Origin of the sequence: Citrobacter sp. FDAARGOS_156, from assembly GCF_001559235.2 — a bacterium.
Taxonomy (GTDB): domain Bacteria; phylum Pseudomonadota; class Gammaproteobacteria; order Enterobacterales; family Enterobacteriaceae; genus Citrobacter; species Citrobacter youngae.
The window spans coordinates 3,770,368-3,786,308 of the sequence record NZ_CP014030.2; the positions used below are offsets into that span (position 1 = coordinate 3,770,368).

13 protein-coding genes are annotated in these 15,941 nt (G+C 45.0%); 6 read left to right on the forward strand and 7 right to left on the reverse strand.

Features of this window, described 5'->3' with window-relative positions; genetic code table 11:
* Positions 1-257 precede the first annotated feature (257 nt).
* The 7 genes from AL515_RS18545 to AL515_RS18580 form a co-directional block, all read right to left on the reverse strand.
* Entirely contained in the window at positions 258-1,448 is a 1,191-nt protein-coding gene (locus tag AL515_RS18545; protein WP_061068390.1) for an FRG domain-containing protein, read from the reverse strand.
* A gap of 290 nt (positions 1,449-1,738) precedes the next feature.
* Positions 1,739-3,109 (reverse strand): FRG domain-containing protein, encoded by a 1,371-nt coding sequence (locus AL515_RS18555; RefSeq protein WP_061068392.1) that lies wholly within the window; start codon positions 3,107-3,109, stop codon positions 1,739-1,741.
* A 69-nt stretch (positions 3,110-3,178) separates the two neighbouring features.
* Positions 3,179-4,003 (reverse strand): hypothetical protein, encoded by an 825-nt coding sequence (locus tag AL515_RS18560; RefSeq protein ID WP_082759621.1) that lies wholly within the window; start codon positions 4,001-4,003, stop codon positions 3,179-3,181.
* A 143-nt stretch (positions 4,004-4,146) separates the two neighbouring features.
* Entirely contained in the window at positions 4,147-5,385 is a 1,239-nt protein-coding gene (locus AL515_RS18565; protein WP_061067836.1) for an IS110 family transposase, read from the reverse strand.
* Positions 5,386-5,965: 580 nt separating this feature from the next.
* Positions 5,966-7,858, reverse strand: a complete 1,893-nt coding sequence (locus tag AL515_RS18570) for a restriction endonuclease (protein ID WP_061068393.1) — start codon at positions 7,856-7,858, stop codon at positions 5,966-5,968.
* A gap of 310 nt (positions 7,859-8,168) precedes the next feature.
* The gene (locus tag AL515_RS18575) at positions 8,169-9,992 is read right to left on the reverse strand and encodes an ATP-binding protein (protein WP_061068394.1); all 1,824 of its coding nucleotides are present in this window, start codon (positions 9,990-9,992) and stop codon (positions 8,169-8,171) included.
* Positions 9,989-11,179 carry an SIR2 family NAD-dependent protein deacylase gene (locus AL515_RS18580; protein ID WP_061068395.1) on the reverse strand — a complete coding sequence of 397 codons (1,191 nt, stop codon included), beginning with the start codon at positions 11,177-11,179 and terminating at the stop codon, positions 9,989-9,991. Before AL515_RS18580 ends, AL515_RS18575 begins: the two co-directional genes overlap by 4 nt.
* Before the next feature lie 533 nt (positions 11,180-11,712).
* On the opposite strand from AL515_RS18580, the gene AL515_RS18585 reads away from it, so the two are divergent.
* The 6 genes from AL515_RS18585 (at position 11,713) to AL515_RS18610 (ending at position 15,932) form a co-directional block, all read left to right on the forward strand.
* On the forward strand, positions 11,713-12,576 hold the full coding sequence (locus AL515_RS18585) for a GTPase family protein (RefSeq protein WP_061068396.1): 864 nt from the start codon (positions 11,713-11,715) through the stop codon (positions 12,574-12,576).
* A 94-nt stretch (positions 12,577-12,670) separates the two neighbouring features.
* A complete protein-coding gene (locus AL515_RS18590; RefSeq protein ID WP_061068397.1) occupies positions 12,671-13,495 on the forward strand; it encodes a DUF932 domain-containing protein in 825 nt (274 codons plus the stop codon).
* 208 nt (positions 13,496-13,703) lie between these two features.
* The gene (locus AL515_RS18595; RefSeq protein WP_061068398.1) at positions 13,704-14,414 is read left to right on the forward strand and encodes a DeoR family transcriptional regulator; all 711 of its coding nucleotides are present in this window, start codon (positions 13,704-13,706) and stop codon (positions 14,412-14,414) included.
* Between the two features lie 25 nt (positions 14,415-14,439).
* Positions 14,440-14,976, forward strand: a complete 537-nt coding sequence (locus AL515_RS18600; RefSeq protein ID WP_061068399.1) for a DUF4339 domain-containing protein — start codon at positions 14,440-14,442, stop codon at positions 14,974-14,976.
* Positions 14,977-15,017: 41 nt separating this feature from the next.
* The gene (locus AL515_RS18605) at positions 15,018-15,455 is read left to right on the forward strand and encodes a hypothetical protein (RefSeq protein WP_061068400.1); all 438 of its coding nucleotides are present in this window, start codon (positions 15,018-15,020) and stop codon (positions 15,453-15,455) included.
* A gap of 66 nt (positions 15,456-15,521) precedes the next feature.
* A complete protein-coding gene (locus AL515_RS18610; RefSeq protein ID WP_061068401.1) occupies positions 15,522-15,932 on the forward strand; it encodes a hypothetical protein in 411 nt (136 codons plus the stop codon).
* Positions 15,933-15,941 lie beyond the last annotated feature (9 nt).

Sequence of the window (15,941 nt, forward strand, 5' to 3'; positions counted from 1 at the left end):
GTTGGCAACGCCAACAGCTACATGACTAACATTGAGGAATTTTAATCATCGGGGAGTAGGTCAAATGGACCAGCTCCCCATCCGCTAAGACTAACCGCAGTAACAACTTACGCTTTTGGCCAGACCTATCGGTTGTTTATGACCGATTTCGACCCAAAGTCGCATGTGGATAATTTAAAGACTCATTGTGATTTGACCTGACAGTAGCTGTCAAATGAGTTTGAGCTACCACAGTTTATTGTGCTATTTAAGAGTGGCTATCGATGTCGAAAAGTTGTCACTCTTTCTGGATGCCTGCAATTTTCGATTAGGGCCGCGAGAAAATTATCCTCATGTTCATCAGGAAAGAGCACATGCGATGATAAACGTTCAGACTCCGGCAGTTCGAAATCAATTCGAATCGCTCCAACAAGATATAAGCCCGCAAGATTAAGTGCGTACGGACCTGATCGGCAGATTACACATGATTGCCTCTCCGGTCTAAGTGGCTGTAAACCATGAAGAACTCGATCGTGTGCATACACCGCCATTTCATTTTGTTTATGCTTAAACAAGTACAGGATGGACTTCGAACCGTTACTTCCGACGAACTGGTAATGATCATTTCCAGCATTGGGAACAAAACGATGACTCGCAAAAAACATTGCCACTCGCAAATCACTGCTTAAATCCAAATATGGCGAAAACAGTCCATAGTGCTGCAGTAGAGTACTAAGTAGGTCAGCCAGATTGTAATTGTGGCCCATACTCAAATCCAATCGAACGCGGCCAAAGAGACTCACTAAAGGATCATCTGAATCCTCCATATCTTGTGCTGAATATATCCACTCACCTCGTTTTATGAGTTCGTTTATTCGCCGATCCACTTCCTCGATGTCGAATTGTGAAGAGATAATCTTCGACCACTCATACAAGTCAATACCATTGAAATGGTGAAATGATCGCGGATGATTCTGGAGGAGATTTCGCCAAATAGAAGGAATAAAAGAAGTCTCGCCAAGCCCTTCGATAAGAAAGTATGGATTTCTTATTGGGCGAGTAATCTCGTAATGCATAATCTGCCCACGGAACAACAGTTTTTGCCCTAGAGACTCTTGGATTTTGTTAACCTGCCTCGTTAATTCGTCGTATGATTTTGCTGTGTTTAAAAAAATATCTTTACAGAAGGCCTTACCGGACTTTGCTATCTGATACCACTCGGTAAAATGATTTTTGTGAATTCGTGTGGCAAGATCCGAACTGGCTAGAGGTCCGCCATAGTAACGATCTATAATTATGTCACCCCCCATATTCACATATCCTGACGAGATTAGCGCTTCGGCTTCTGCAGTTTGGATGCCAAGGTCAGAATAAATCTGTCGAGTCTTCTCTAAATTTGGGGGATAAAAATTATTTGGCCAATCGAAGTCATTACTGTAGTAATTCCAATAGTTATCATAATTCGCCATGAGTTTCTTATTTTCCAATAGTTGACTAATACTAACGCCAATACATAAAAGCTTTTTCTTCTAAATTAAATTTTAGCGAAAGCTTTCGAATAAGATTTATTATCACCAATGTAGATACTTGTCAAATAGAACTGGTCGCCAAGTTGGATTTTTTCATGTGACGGTTTTCCGATTCGTTTGGTGGTCAGTTGACTCAACGTTATATTCATACAGCCATAGAATGCTGTAATACTTAACGATAAGTGAACCGCCACGGATAATTTAGACATTTCCTTGCCAGCTCAATCACGCTAGTAAGGTTCCCCCCATGTAGCCAATTTGTCAGAGGTCGGGTCAATACCTTTCTGAACATATAAATCTGAACCGATATCTTCTAGTAACTTGTTCCTCAAGGAAACATCAACCCGGCCAAGTAAGGATATATTGTCAATATGTTCTGAACCACACTTGCAGTCTTCCTCATGTATAACACGTTCCCAACAGCCGTTACTATCGATTCGATAGTGCATCCCATAGAAGCGACCAATACTCATGATACGCAACCCTGGATGATCGATACCATATTCAAATACACATACAATATTTTCAGGCATTTTTACTATTCCAACGCCCTTCCCATATCTTGTGTCCATACCATGGTAAACAAGTCCATCAAGTTCAATTGATATCTCATTATACTTTTCTAATAGCTTGTTGATTTCAGGAAGAACAAAACAAGGTTCACTTACACCATGATACAGGGCGCTTCCACATAGAATCTGAACTATTTGTGAAGAGATAATGGCCAAACCGTCCGGAGGCGGAAGGTCCCTAGTCCAAAAGGGTCTATACATTGCACTTCTAGAAGGCATGCGCTTTTGAAGGTGACAGGAATACTCAGGTAACTCCAATGACCTCTTGAACGCCTCAAGACCTTCATCCGAAAGGTGTCGCATCTTCACCCATGGCATTGCCAAAAGTTCGCGATAAACAGGATCCTCACATGGTTCTGGAAATAGCCAGCCAACACTATATCCCTCCGCATATTTACGCAGAACCTCTGCTGGAGCGCTGATATGACAAATAATACAGTCTCCATCTAACCCTTCACGAATTAAAGGCCCCACCATGTACGCATCCTGTCGCACATATCTTGGAGCACCATGATCTGTCGCAATTTCGGATAGATGAACAGCCTGAAGATTGTATTGTCGTAGTAACTTCTGGCTTATTAAATAAATGTGGCCAATATCTTCGGATGGAGCGAAACAAGCATTTAGAGTACGCAACCAAACTGGATCTTCAAAGCAATCCTCTACCAAATTGACCACATACTTAGAATCAAATTTATTACATGCAAACCAAGCAGCAACACGCGGATCGCCACTAACATCAAGGAAAAAGGAACGAAACCCATAATGCTGAAGGATTGCTTGGTTGGTTGCATTATCGCCGGTATCATTCCAACCGCGTACTAAGTGTTGCAAGGCTCTCTTTGCATAATAGGTCCACATAATCATCAAATCGGGTACGCATCCTTGACGCTGAAATGACGTGGGCATTGAGGGCGAGCCATCTGAAGATAGGTAATGTTGAGTTTGTCCTCTGTAGAGAACTCCTGGCCCATATTGTTTAATAACTATTTTGAGTTCTTCGAGCGTCTCGCAATGACAATGTTCCATCCTACCTCTCCATTCCAACTTTAATAGTCGAATAAATGCTCTTGACTCAAATTTAGTGTGCCATTATACCTATTCGTCTACCATCATCCCTTGATAGGTACAACCTCGTCGGATAGAAGTTTCTTGGATTGTAAATTTTGGACCCAACTCAATCTGTAGAGCATTTATTCTAAGACCAAAAAAATCAAAATGCTGAAGATCAGTTTTTAATTCTTCAATGAATACGGATTTATAAGCATTTGCATCAAACCCTTGGAATAACACTCCAGCATTATCCAATGCAGTAAAAACTCTAGAAACAGCAGAATTGAATATCGGCAACAAGTCCAAATACACTTGCTTTGTGGGGTATCGATCTACTTTCGTTTTTTTCCACACTTTTTCAAAGGCCAAGCCATTTTCCAGAGTGACGAATCTGGATAAAGCATTTGCTTTACCCATTGGGTTTAAGTAGTCCGATTCGCTGCGTGGATCTAAGCGACTATAAACATCTTCTAACTTTATCAAATGCATCATCAACGGAGGATTGCCACCTGTCGTTCGATGCCTAGCAATTAAATATTCAGCCCCAAGTAGACGCTCAGGTTTCCCATCCAACCAAATAGTCTGGAGAAGGCTATGGAATAGAGGATGATCACGGTGATGAAGAGCATTTCGAATTGAAATTAAGAGGCTAGTCTCAGGATGCTCATGGAAGTCAAATATCGCTTGTGATACATCATATAACGTATGAAAACCCTCAAGATTTTGTTCAAATGCTCGATCTAGGTTGTGGATAGCCTCTTCACGGTCGATTGCTACCAATTCTCGGTATCTTAAAAATGCTTCCCCATAGAGTCGCATATTGTTGGCAAAACGCCCAAGAGCATTAGTAATAATTGATACATCGCCCATATCAACCCTCAGCATCTTAGTATTTATAGACTCTTCTTGTGAGTCCTCGGTTGGATTGCATAATCATATAATGGCGTACTGAACATAGCTATCAATAGCGCTGGGAATGTCCGCTTCACGCCCTGAGACATTCGATAAGCTTTTTACGGCATCAATAAGGGCGATTTTCGCGCTTCCAGTGCCAGCAAATATTTTGCTTCATCATAACAGGTTCTAGTCTTCCAGCAGCGGTAAATTATCCTTATCCATTTGAATGCCAGAGCCCGGATCGCTGATTGATGAGATTTTCCTTTTTCTCGCAGCCCCTGGTAATACAGCTTGGCCCAGTATGATGAGTTAACCGTCTTGGCAGCCCATTCGACGAAGGTTTGCCTGACGAACTTGGCACACTGCCATCGCCAGTGAACCCAGGATTTCTGGCCACTTCGTTCAGTCACCGGTGCAATCCCCGCGTAGTTTTGAATTTCCTCAGCGCTGTTGAAGCGGTCGCGGTTATCACCCAGTGCGGCAAGCATACGTGGGCCCAGACACGGCCCCATGCCCGGTAGTGATCTGAACAGCTCTGCATCCGGAAGTGTATCGAATAACGATTCGATTCGTTCGTCGTAGGTTCTGATAAGTTCACCTACAAGTTTGATTTGCGATGCAAGAGCTGTTGCCATTAGCACGTTCGCCTCGATGACACTTTTATCAGTGGTCAGGGGAATAGCGTTCGCAATGCTTGTCACCCGCTGTTCTGTATAAGCTACAGCGGGACCACCTCTTGCGTTCATAAAATGACGGACGGTATCACTCCTGGCACGTTTGAGCTGTTGCAGGCTTGGCCAGCGGATTATGAGCTCACAGAACAATGAACTGTCCCGATGCGAGAACCATTCCAAGGGTTGAGGGTAATACTGCTTAAGCGTGTTAATGAGCCGATTAACAAAGCGGCGTTTGTCTTCTACCAGCAGTCTGCGCTGCTCGACTAGTTGTAGAAGTAAACGGATATCAGCATTGTCGGGTTCGATGGGTTTTATCTTTTGGGGATAGCGAAGCATCAGATCTAACGCCAGCTCGGCATCCTGCGGATCGTCCTTCGCACCACTTGGCCAGAAGGTCTGCCGATAGCGGGCCAATGATAACGCGTGTACAGGAAAGACAGTAATAAAGGGGTACTTCTGGAGAGCGTACACTACCGGGCCTTTTTTCAGTTCAAGGGCGATAGCGATCCTGCCTTTGACCTTCTGATGCAAGTCATTGAGCCAGGTATCAAGCGCTTCCGGCGTATGGTTAATCACATGGAATGTGCGCTCACCGTTTTTAAACTGAACGCAGACATCGTGTTTTTTATCCGCCCAGTCCAGGCCAACATGAGCAGCAAACTGATCTATAGCAGTCATCACCAACTCCTTTTAACCGGGGATTGGTATGCATTCCACGCTCTTCGAAAGAAATATAGTCAGCAGTTTATCTGCATGCCCTGAGTATTCGTTAGCGAACGTGGAGCACTTACTGGCTCGAAAGCAAAGCGGCAATCATCAAATCACATGATTCTGGCACAATATTCGTAACCAATAAGCGCATACCCTGAATCACTTAAAAGTGTAACTCTCAGGGTGTGAATGACTATACCTGGCACTAAGCGGACAAGCTACCTGAGCTGAAGGTCCGATTCGAACGAGGAGCGGACATTAACACTTAGAAGACGGTTATCTCGTTATGACCTTGATTTCTCTCCATTGGATTTCAAATCCTTGCCAGAACAGAAAGTGAACATCATGGCATGCAAGCCATTTTGAGCCTATCGAAATCAATTAGTTAAACTCATAACATTAAGTTGCAGCTGGCGGTCTTTGAGAAAAAAATGGCGGAAGTCTTAAATAATAATTACCGTTATATTCAAATTTTAAAGTCGAAAATAAATGAGTGGACTTGATATAGGGCTCCGAATGTAAAAGTGGCCAACGGGCCCTCTATTTTCTATTTGTTTTCTGCTAACTGATCGGGGCGAATAATATATAGCTCCGGAGACTGGTCGGGAGTGTTGTCAGGAGGCATCAGCATAACCCATGGACGGCCTATAAATTTACCATCTTCAAAAAACATGCCTACTTCGTCGCGCCAAAAACGTTTTGTCGCTAACACAGATCCAGGCCAAATTGATTCAATGATTTCTTTCAGTGAGGGAGTCATATTGCTCACAAGGTTAATTAATCGATTAGCATGATGGGTGGCACTTTCAGGACCTATACTTTTAGCTGTTAACATGACCATTGCAAATAACCGCTCTGTTCGCCTTCCCATTTTGACATCTAGCTTAAGTGTCAACCCATCTGGAAGTTGAGCTTCTATGGTTCTAATATCTATATCCACTTCAAAAACGGATTCATCAACACTTTCCCACATTTGTAAGTAAGTCATGCTTCGATCGAGTAAGTAACTGGGTGACGGTATATTATCGTAATATTCTAAAATCTGTGCTGCAGGTGCTCTATCATATGACTTTGTATAGACCAGTGGTCTTGCTAATGCAGCGGCTAAATGAATTGCTCGAGCGGGTTCAAACTCATCAATACCCATTTTCTTAAGCTGATGACGAATATTTTCTGCTTCTACAAAAAATCTTTCTGCTTCAGGATGAAAAGGAATATACTTTCCATCTTCAATTTTGACGCTTCTTTGTTGATCTTTTTCATTATGACACAAATAAGGATGTAGCCATCCCAGAACTGTTTCCCCTCCCAAGCTTTCAAACCAGTCAGGTTGAGGAACAAAATCTTGACGTATTAACTCAAGTTGTTCGTCATTAACAGCTACAAAAAGGGATTGATTAACGGCCTCTCGTTCGGAATGCTCATAAATTTCAACAGATTGAGTGCTTCCAGTGACATAAGGCCATCGAAGTTCGTACATCAAGAATGCATCATGGTTTTCTGAAAACCAACCAGCCCACTCAACTTCAGCAACTGAAATATTTTCAGGGAATTGCCAGCCCTCTCCCATTTCAGGAAGAAGCCATTCCTTCTCAGTCTTTATCTCTCCATTAAAATTTATGATGTAACTCTCTGGCTCAATTCCCCCTATCCAAATATTGTCGTCCTCATTTTTAGATTTTGGGTTAATCAAAGCGGGTTTACCAAATCTAACAGTCACTTCGGTGTAATTCCCCTTTAATGTTTGCAATACATCCTGTTTCATATTAGCAATAGAAATAGGTAGTTCTGTCAGGGACAGCCTACGCTCTCCGCTAATCGAATTAGCCGAAAAATCACCAACGCTTCCAGAATTAATTGATGGTCGGAATGGTTCAAATAATTCACGTGGTCCCCAAAAGTTAGCAACACCTTCATATTGAGTTGTATTTAATTTTACAGTGCTATCGTCACTTATATTCCGAATTATGAATGGAATAAGTAAGCGATGGGTAACCATTCCCAAGGTAGAACCATGTAGCCACATGCGCGATAGTAGCGGACTTTCTTCAACATATTGCAACATCAAATCGCCGTCAATATAGTCCAGAGAATAACCCGGGAAATTATCTATGTATTCACGCTTTCCCTGTGGGGAAATGCGACCATTCGTAAAAAATAAAGCAGACTTAACTCCAAACTTTGCCAAAGCTATAACAATCTCATCTGTTTCACGCGAGCTAACAGACTTTGAGTAATCAGAGTGGTGTTTACACTGGGTTAAATGTTGTATTCCTTCAGGGGTTATTGAAAGGATATCTCTTCTGCCATCACCAGGGCAATCAAGAATGCGAACCTTAGTATGACCAAGAGACCATTTAAGAATGTCTGCAGCAAGGATAGGGAGCGAATTAGGGTTTAAAGACCCGCTTAGTTTATACCGAGAATCAATTTCAGCCATTTACCTACTCCTATAGAAATAATTGTAATTATTCACTTTGCTTAGTTATACCATATATTAACAATCTATTCTCAATGGAAATTATAACTATGATTTTACAGTATAATTAATAGTGATATTGAAATATATAATTTTACTTTTTAAACAACTTAGTGCTCAGGTAAATTTACTTACTGGATGTCCGCTCCAGGCACACTGCGAACCAGCTAGCTGAACTGAAGGTCCGCAGTGAGCGAGAAGCGGACACTAACGCCTATAGTGAGTCCGATAACATTACCTTCTTAGAGCTTTGCTAGCCGATGATATTGAATTACTCACCCGAATTTCCACACCATCGATTTACGACTTCCATCAAGCCAGCTTCTTGGGTCGCTTCATTCGCCCACCCGCTTGCGAATTTAATATCGTTAGAATTTGGCAATTTATCAGGTGATAACTCTCGAATTCTAATCCTGCTTGGAAGTGCTGCGGCCTCCCCAACAAAAATTGCCTCTCGCCTTGTAAGGGCTGATAACATTTTAGTTAAGCCGCTTAAACTATCCGGCAAGAACTTTGAGACATGTTCTTGATCACTAGAATTAGATAATCTAAGTACTATCCAAGAGTTACACTGGGAGAGAACCGTACTTTCAACATCAGATGGTCTTTGTGAAATAAGCCCCAGCCCTAGTCCGTATTTACGCCCTTCTTTTGCAATCCGTCGTATAGCATCTTGAGCCTCTTTGTATTGTGCTTCACCATGGTTTGGCACGTAGCGGTGCGCTTCTTCGCAGATAAATAATATAGGATCTTTCTCTCTTTCTTCCCTTGTCTGCCAGAGTTTGTATTGAAAAAGAAGGCGGGATATTAAAGCAGTTAATGGTCCAGCCACCTCATTTGGCAGGCCTGATATGTCTATTATACGAATATCTTTTCCATTTGCTTCACCGACAAACTGCCCCAATATATCCTTTAGCTTAGGAGAATCAGCTTCACTATATTCTTTTAGCATAAAACTAAGCTGGGGGTTTGAGCGAAGGACTTTGAGTTTTTTAAGTATGCTTTCGACTTTATCGCGCCCCGATGATGCAGCTAATTTTTCCTGTTTCCCTTCTTTGCGCCCTTGAACCTTGTCTATGTGCTTGGCAAACTGCTCTAATTTGAACGGGACGGGTTTATCTCTATCAAAATTCAAAACCTGATCTTCAATTACACCTTCAACAAATGCAGCTTCTATTCCGCCGTTTGGTTCAGCACCTACATCCTGCACGTAACCCGCCTCTAGCAATCTAGAATAGGTGATTGCTTCATAAACAATATTATTTTGAGAGGTGGCTTCATGTTCTGTTTTACCAATGATTAAGGATCTCAACTCATCACTGGACATAAGCCAATAAGGCAACTTCAAAAGCTCTGCCTCATCCTCTACTGCAGATGCATCATTGTATGCGCGGAATACTTTTGCCCTATTGCCAAAAGCACTAGCATACTCACCGTGGGGATCAATCATGACAATTCTTGGTTTTAACGTCGTGTCACTAGGCTGATGTTCTAGTACAGAATGTAAAATTGATGCCACTGTTCCTGATTTCCCTGAACCTGTAGAACCTAATATCGCAAAGTGATGCCCAAACAGTTTATCAATATTCGCTCTGCATACTGCATTGTTGCCACCGATATAATTCCCAATTGGAACCATGGGTGTAATGGCTTCATCTTGAGCATTTGATTCTGCTGCTTTATAAACAGCCTCTAGCTCATCGTTTAGGCAGATATAGGCGCTTTGTAATGGCAAAGGGTAGGTTTCAACGCCACGAGAAAATTCAAGCCGAGAATTCTTGTGAGACCAGACACCCTGACCAAAGAGATCTGCCTCTAATATACGAGCATCATCTGCTGCATTAATAATTTGGTTACGGTCTTCAGTAATCAACTCAGATCTCATCTTAAGAGACCGAACAAAAGCAAATAACAACTTTCTACCAAAATGCACTTTAATGATACTGCCCATCTGTCCTACAGGATAAACTTGCCCATCAACAGCACGAATGAGTTCATTAACGCTATCATCGATCTCTATGCGTAAATTATTTCCAGCCACCTCAATAACTTTACCTACCTTTAGTTCTTTTCGCGATTGAAATATATTACTCATGAAGTTTCCCCTGTACTGATGAACTGCGTTAAGCCATCAAAACGCCACCATGAATACTTGCTAGCATCAGATTCAGCTAAAGGAGTTGTTGAATTATGATAAATACCCAATTCACCTGCGACGTACACTCTAGAACTAATTTTTGGACATCTCAGCCAAGCGTCTAAAGTCTTATTAATGACAACCCCATCTTTTGATGATTCTTGAATAAATGCAATAACTGTTGTTTGGTTAGACTCACTTCGCAATGCACTTTCTATTTCAGAATTAATATGGTCATCACCAAAACTATAACCGCAAGTAATTAATGTATTTTGCTGCCCACTCATTAAGGTTTTCCTTAAACCTAGGAATAAATTGGCGAATGGATCTTTCTGTGTTTCAACATATTTTGTTGCCTGAGGGTAAATCATTATATTTGCGGGGTTTGACAAGTATTTAGTTCCATATCTTGCACGCACTAGACCTAAGTCATCATCCCTGTGCCAATCTATCGAGCCATGTAATTTATATAGATGGTATGTATTTGAGTCTATCGCTGCATTCGAGAATGCGCTTTCGGCATTCCAAAAACCTACAGCTCCACCTGAAAAGCCATCACATACTATTTTTTTGTGTAGAGCTAAGGCGTCTTCAAGCAAAGTATCATAATTAGTAGTAAAAAATGTAGTTTTTGAACGTTGTTCTAGATTTGATTTGCTGATCAATAATGCCTCTATAAACTTATAATGAGGTTCTATTTCAACAATTGGGTTTGCTGCGCTACCAATCTCCTCCTCTATCGCACGATCAGCATTAGCAGCAACGTATCCATATCTGACAATCCCGCCGATAGCCTTGATAATTTCTAGATACAGTCGCCTTAGCTCTTCACTGGTATAACTATTAGCGCCAATATATGCCGACTGGTTCCTTGAACGCTCAGCAATAGCTAAAAGATCACCCAAATGACTCAAGTAGTGCTCAACATGGCAGTCATCAGAGAGATCTGCTTTTAAAACAGCTAAGATTTCGTTTTCTTTGCCTCCTGAATTTTCTTCGATAATTCGCTCAACGCGACTGGTCAATGGATACATTAAAGGTATTTTTGAACCGAAACTTATCCCTGCGCCAAAAAGCCAGCTTTGTCTACTTGGAGAACTTAAAAGCTGCTTTATGTTTTCCAACCTATTATCAAATTCTTCCATAAGGGTCTCTTCATTTATTGAGGTTTAGGATACAGAATCAAACAAATACGTGAGTGCGCTTTAACGCTTATTCAACGAGGCTGCCCGAACTTGATCACAAACCTACCTGTCTTTGTAGATTTAATGTACAGACACTACATTTTTTCTTTCACATTTACAACAAGTTATAGGTAAAACTGATAGCTGTACTAGCAACAACAAATTTACCCTAATTACACGCGATGTCGGCATTTAGATACGAAAACTAAGTGCATTTAAAGTATTAATAGGCAGCCAAGAGGGCAAGACGTAAGGAATCGTCCCCTTAACACAGAGCAGCCCTTCAGTTCATGTCAAGCTCTGTACCATAACAGTGCCGAGATCAGGTCTGAGCCAACTCAATTGAATCTCAAAACAGCTCAATCACTAATAGTATTGACCAATCTGCATGTATTCTAAGTAATTTCAGATAGATATCATCTTCCTGAACGCGCCGCATTTACAGCGAATCCGCAAGGGTTCGCTGTTTTTGTTTTCTTTATCTCGGAGATGTCATGAGAAATCAGGATGGTTTGCATTCGCTGCATCGTTCACTTACCGGTTTACCGGAATGGGCCTGCGCGCGAGTTATGCAACAGATTCGTCAGTTAACACAATACGAGCCCGTTATCGGCATTATGGGGAAAACCGGGTCGGGAAAATCAACACTCTGTAATGCGCTGTTTGCCGGAAAAATCTCTCCGGTCAGCGATGTGAGCGCCTGCACACGCGAACCTTTACGCTTTCGCCTGCAAGTTGGCGAACGATTTATGACCATAGTAGATCTGCCCGGTGTCGGTGAAAGCGAAAGTCGTGATGCGGAATATGCTGCGATGTATCGGCAGCAACTGCCGCACCTCGATCTGGTACTGTGGTTGATTAAGGCTGATGATCGGGCACTGGCTGTGGATGAGCATTTTTACCGTAAGGTAATTGGTGAGGCATATTGGCATAAGGTGCTTTTTGTTATCAGTCAGTCAGATAAGGTCGACCCCTCCAGCAGCGGTGATAAGCTCTTTAGGGAGCAAAAGCAGAACATCAGTCGCAAAATCTGCTTGCTGCATGAGCTATTTCAGCCGGTAAACCCTGTCTGTGCGGTGTCAGTCCGTCTGCAGTGGGGACTACGTGTGATGGCAGAGCGTATGATTCGTTGCCTGCCACGCGAGGCCAGCAGTCCGGTAGCGGTACAGCTCAGTGCGCCACTTCGTACCGATGCCGTTAATAAAAAAGCCCGTGACGATTTTGGTGAAACGGTCGGCTCGGTACTGGATACAGTAAGTTCCATGCCCCTGATACCGGCCCAAGTTCGGGCAATCATCCAGTCTGTGCGCGACATCGTGGTATCAGTCGCCCGTGCAGTCTGGAATTTCTTCTTCTGAACATTAACCCTTCTAACCCGTAGTTTCCTGAGCCCTGCCGCGATTTTGCGGCGGGGCTTTTTGTATTTAATTTTCCATCATGAGGAGTCTGCTTATGACCCGTCTGGCTTCGCGCTTTGGCGCATCAAATCTTATCCGTCGTGACCGTCCGTTAACCCGCGAAGAGCTATTTCGTGTAGTGCCCAGTGTTTTCAGCGAGGACAAACACGAATCTCGCAGTGAACGGTACACATATATACCCACGATTTCTCTCCTCGACAGTCTGCAGCACGAAGGTTTTCAGCCCTTCTTTGCCTGTCAGACCAGAGTGCGTAACCCAGGTCGCCGCGAGCACACAAAGCACATGCTGCGCCTGCGTCGGGAGGGGCAAATTACCGGCAAGCAGGTCCCGGAAATCATTTTGCTCAACTCTCATGACGGCACCAGCTCGTATCAGATGCTGCCGGGATTATTCCGCGCGGTATGCCAGAACGGGCTTGTCTGCGGTGAGTCGTTTGGCGAGGTGCGGGTGCCGCACAAAGGAGATGTCGTGAGTCAGGTGATTGAGGGGGCGTATGATGTGCTGGGTATTTTTGACCGTGTGGAAGAGAAGCGGGATGCCATGCAGTCGCTGATGCTGCCGCCACCTGCTCAACAGGCTCTGGCACAGGCTGCGCTGACATACCGTTTCGGTGAGGACCACCAGCCGGTGACAGCACCTCAGATACTCTCCCCACGCCGCTGGCAGGATGAGAGCAATGATCTGTGGACCACATACCAGCGTATTCAGGAGAACCTGATTAAGGGCGGGCTCAGTGGTCGGAGTGCAAAAGGTGGGCGAACGCATACCCGCGCCGTGCGTGGTATCGACGGAGATGTGAAGCTCAACCGGGCTCTCTGGGTGATGGCTGAAGCGATGCTGAGTGGGTTTCAGTCCTGAGCTTGTTATCAGCATGTTAGGAAAGGACACTCCCTGTCCGTTTTACCTCCACTGAATTGAGTGTTTTTTCACCGTATTTCACGATGTGCCGCGTCGGGCCTGCTTCCGGTGGCAGATAAAAAATAGTTCATTCCATGTCCATACCCTGTCCGCCCCCCTCTTTAGAATCATTTCATATTCAGTCAGTTAACTATTACGGAGATTTAAGATGACACAGGCAGAGCGCCGTCATGACCGGCTGGCTGTCAGGCTGTCACTGATAATCAGCCGCCTGGTTGCAGGTGAAACGCTGAACATGGCGCGGCTGGCTGCAGAGTTTGGTGTGTCAGTCCGTACCCTGCGACGGGATTTTCGCGAACGGCTGATGTACCTCGACCTTGAGTATCGACGGGGGCAATGCCGCCTGCGCAGTACCGGTGGAGGCGTACAGGGCGAGCTGGATGCGCTGACCTTTGCTCACCGGGCAGGACTGGCCGATATTTTTCCGGGGCTGGACCGGCGTCTGGCGGGCATGCTGCTCACTGCAGGAGGGATGCCCTGCCTGGTGTGGCACCCCCCACAGTCAGTGTCACCGGCCAGCTCGCTGGTGTTTTACCGCCTCGTCAGTGCCATTACCGCCTGCCAGCGGGTACTGCTGCTGGCCGAGGGAGAGCGCTGTGACGGGCTGGCCCCGTACCGACTGATTTCATTCGACGGCTGCTGGTACCTCACCGGTGAACTTAACGGGTATATCACCGTGCATCCTCTGGCGACCATCCATGCGGTGACAGTCCTCAACACAACGTTCACCCCACTAAAACGTCTCAGCCAGTTAACCACACAGGCGGGCTTTATCCGGGCCCTTCCGCACTTCAGCTGTATCCGTGAAGTCTTGTCTCCTGGGCCCTCTGAGGAGGAGCCGGGCAACACACTGATTTAATTATCTCTGTTAAGAAGGAAAAACAATGATCTGGCATTACGAGAAAAATGGCATACGTCACGACAATGTGACCGAAGACGACATCACCAGCCTGATTATGCGCGGTGAACTGACTGCATCCACTCTGGTGTGGCGACAGGGAATGGCAGAGTGGCAGCCGGTCTCCGCTACTCCGCTTTCTTCGGCGCTGCTCCGGAGCACCACACCGCCAGCGCTGCCGGGGAACCGCATTCCGGGTGGCGTTGTGTGGACGCTGGCATTTGCTCCCTTCATTGGCTACGCGCTGGAGTTGTGGACTGCAGGATTGAGCGGGATGTCATTTGACGAGGCATATGAGGCCGTCTCGGGTGGGCAGTACTGGTTCATCACGCTGCTGCTCAATATCGCACTGGGGTATCTCGATGAACGACGCCTGCGTAAGGCCGGAGTGGATACCACCACGTTCGGCAAACTTGCCTGGCTGGTGCCGTTCTATTTGTGGCGGCGGGCGAAAACCCTTGGTCAGAAACCGGCTTACTTCTGGGTATGGCTGGTGATGCTGGGCCTGACTGTCTGGGCCTGAATCGTCGCTACCTGATACTTTCTCTGTTAAGGACCAACGTAATGAAAACGCTGATTAAAATACTGGGCATTACTGGCAGCCTTCTGCTCTGTACAGAAGTTCAGGCCCAGCCTTATAACCGGACGCTGCCTGCTGTCGTCAATGACAACAACGGGAATATTTTCTGGTGTGATGCGCATCGTCAGGTTACCGGAAAATGTGAAGCCATGTCTGTTGACCGCCAGGGTGGGATGGTAACAGTTCGTTCAGCACCCTTTAAGGACTGCGAAGGTGGCCTGTGGGGCTGGATAACTATCATGCGCAACGATGTGTCGAAGGGATTCACCATTACTCCGGACAAGAAATTCGGTCTCACCGTAAAAGACCTGTGTCGTCCGGGCACGGTAGTGACCTTTAAGCCCAACCAGAAGAAGCCGGAATATGACGACCTGGTGGCGTTGTACCAGGGCAAAGAGCTGTTTCGCTACCGTCGTTTCTGATAACACCCGATATCAATTTCTCTCATTTTGCCCGACAGCGGGCTGGATTAATTCAGGAAGAAAACCATGCTGAAAATGATGACCTCTGCTGTACCCGCCCTCATTCTGTCACTTGCTGCATTCAGTGCCAGTGCCGCTCAACTTCCGGCAAGCCTGATGGATAAAGACAATCCCGGACAGGAGTACTGGTGCCAGGGAAACGACATCAACACCTCCATGTGTTCACTGACCGGTGTCAGCGACGACCATAAATTTGCTCTGATTCAGGATTTGCCCGGTCCAGCCTGTGAAGATTTAAGTTTCGGGATTATTGACCTGGTATTTAACACCGGACTTAACATCCCTTATGACGGTGGTGACTGCAAGGGAGATGTAAAGGCCGGGTTTGTTCGTGGCACAAAAGATAATGCCCTGTATGTGAAGATTGTCCGGGGCAGCAAAACTTTGCGCCTGTATAAGGTGCAGACGGGTTTCTGATAATCACCC

What these genes read in the sequence shown, in the direction of transcription:
- AL515_RS18545 (WP_061068390.1), bottom strand. Translation starts at nt 1,448, where the DNA reads ATGGCGAATTATGATAACTATTGGAATTACTACAGTAATGACTTCGAT.
- AL515_RS18580 (WP_061068395.1), bottom strand. Translation starts at nt 11,179, where the DNA reads ATGGAAGAATTTGATAATAGGTTGGAAAACATAAAGCAGCTTTTAAGT.
- AL515_RS18610 (WP_061068401.1), top strand. Translation starts at nt 15,522, where the DNA reads ATGCTGAAAATGATGACCTCTGCTGTACCCGCCCTCATTCTGTCACTT.
- AL515_RS18575 (WP_061068394.1), bottom strand. Translation starts at nt 9,992, where the DNA reads ATGAGTAATATATTTCAATCGCGAAAAGAACTAAAGGTAGGTAAAGTT.
- AL515_RS18605 (WP_061068400.1), top strand. Translation starts at nt 15,018, where the DNA reads ATGAAAACGCTGATTAAAATACTGGGCATTACTGGCAGCCTTCTGCTC.
- AL515_RS18560 (WP_082759621.1), bottom strand. Translation starts at nt 4,003, where the DNA reads ATGGGCGATGTATCAATTATTACTAATGCTCTTGGGCGTTTTGCCAAC.
- AL515_RS18590 (WP_061068397.1), top strand. Translation starts at nt 12,671, where the DNA reads ATGACCCGTCTGGCTTCGCGCTTTGGCGCATCAAATCTTATCCGTCGT.
- AL515_RS18585 (WP_061068396.1), top strand. Translation starts at nt 11,713, where the DNA reads ATGAGAAATCAGGATGGTTTGCATTCGCTGCATCGTTCACTTACCGGT.
- AL515_RS18555 (WP_061068392.1), bottom strand. Translation starts at nt 3,109, where the DNA reads ATGGAACATTGTCATTGCGAGACGCTCGAAGAACTCAAAATAGTTATT.
- AL515_RS18595 (WP_061068398.1), top strand. Translation starts at nt 13,704, where the DNA reads ATGACACAGGCAGAGCGCCGTCATGACCGGCTGGCTGTCAGGCTGTCA.
- AL515_RS18565 (WP_061067836.1), bottom strand. Translation starts at nt 5,385, where the DNA reads ATGACTGCTATAGATCAGTTTGCTGCTCATGTTGGCCTGGACTGGGCG.
- AL515_RS18570 (WP_061068393.1), bottom strand. Translation starts at nt 7,858, where the DNA reads ATGGCTGAAATTGATTCTCGGTATAAACTAAGCGGGTCTTTAAACCCT.
- AL515_RS18600 (WP_061068399.1), top strand. Translation starts at nt 14,440, where the DNA reads ATGATCTGGCATTACGAGAAAAATGGCATACGTCACGACAATGTGACC.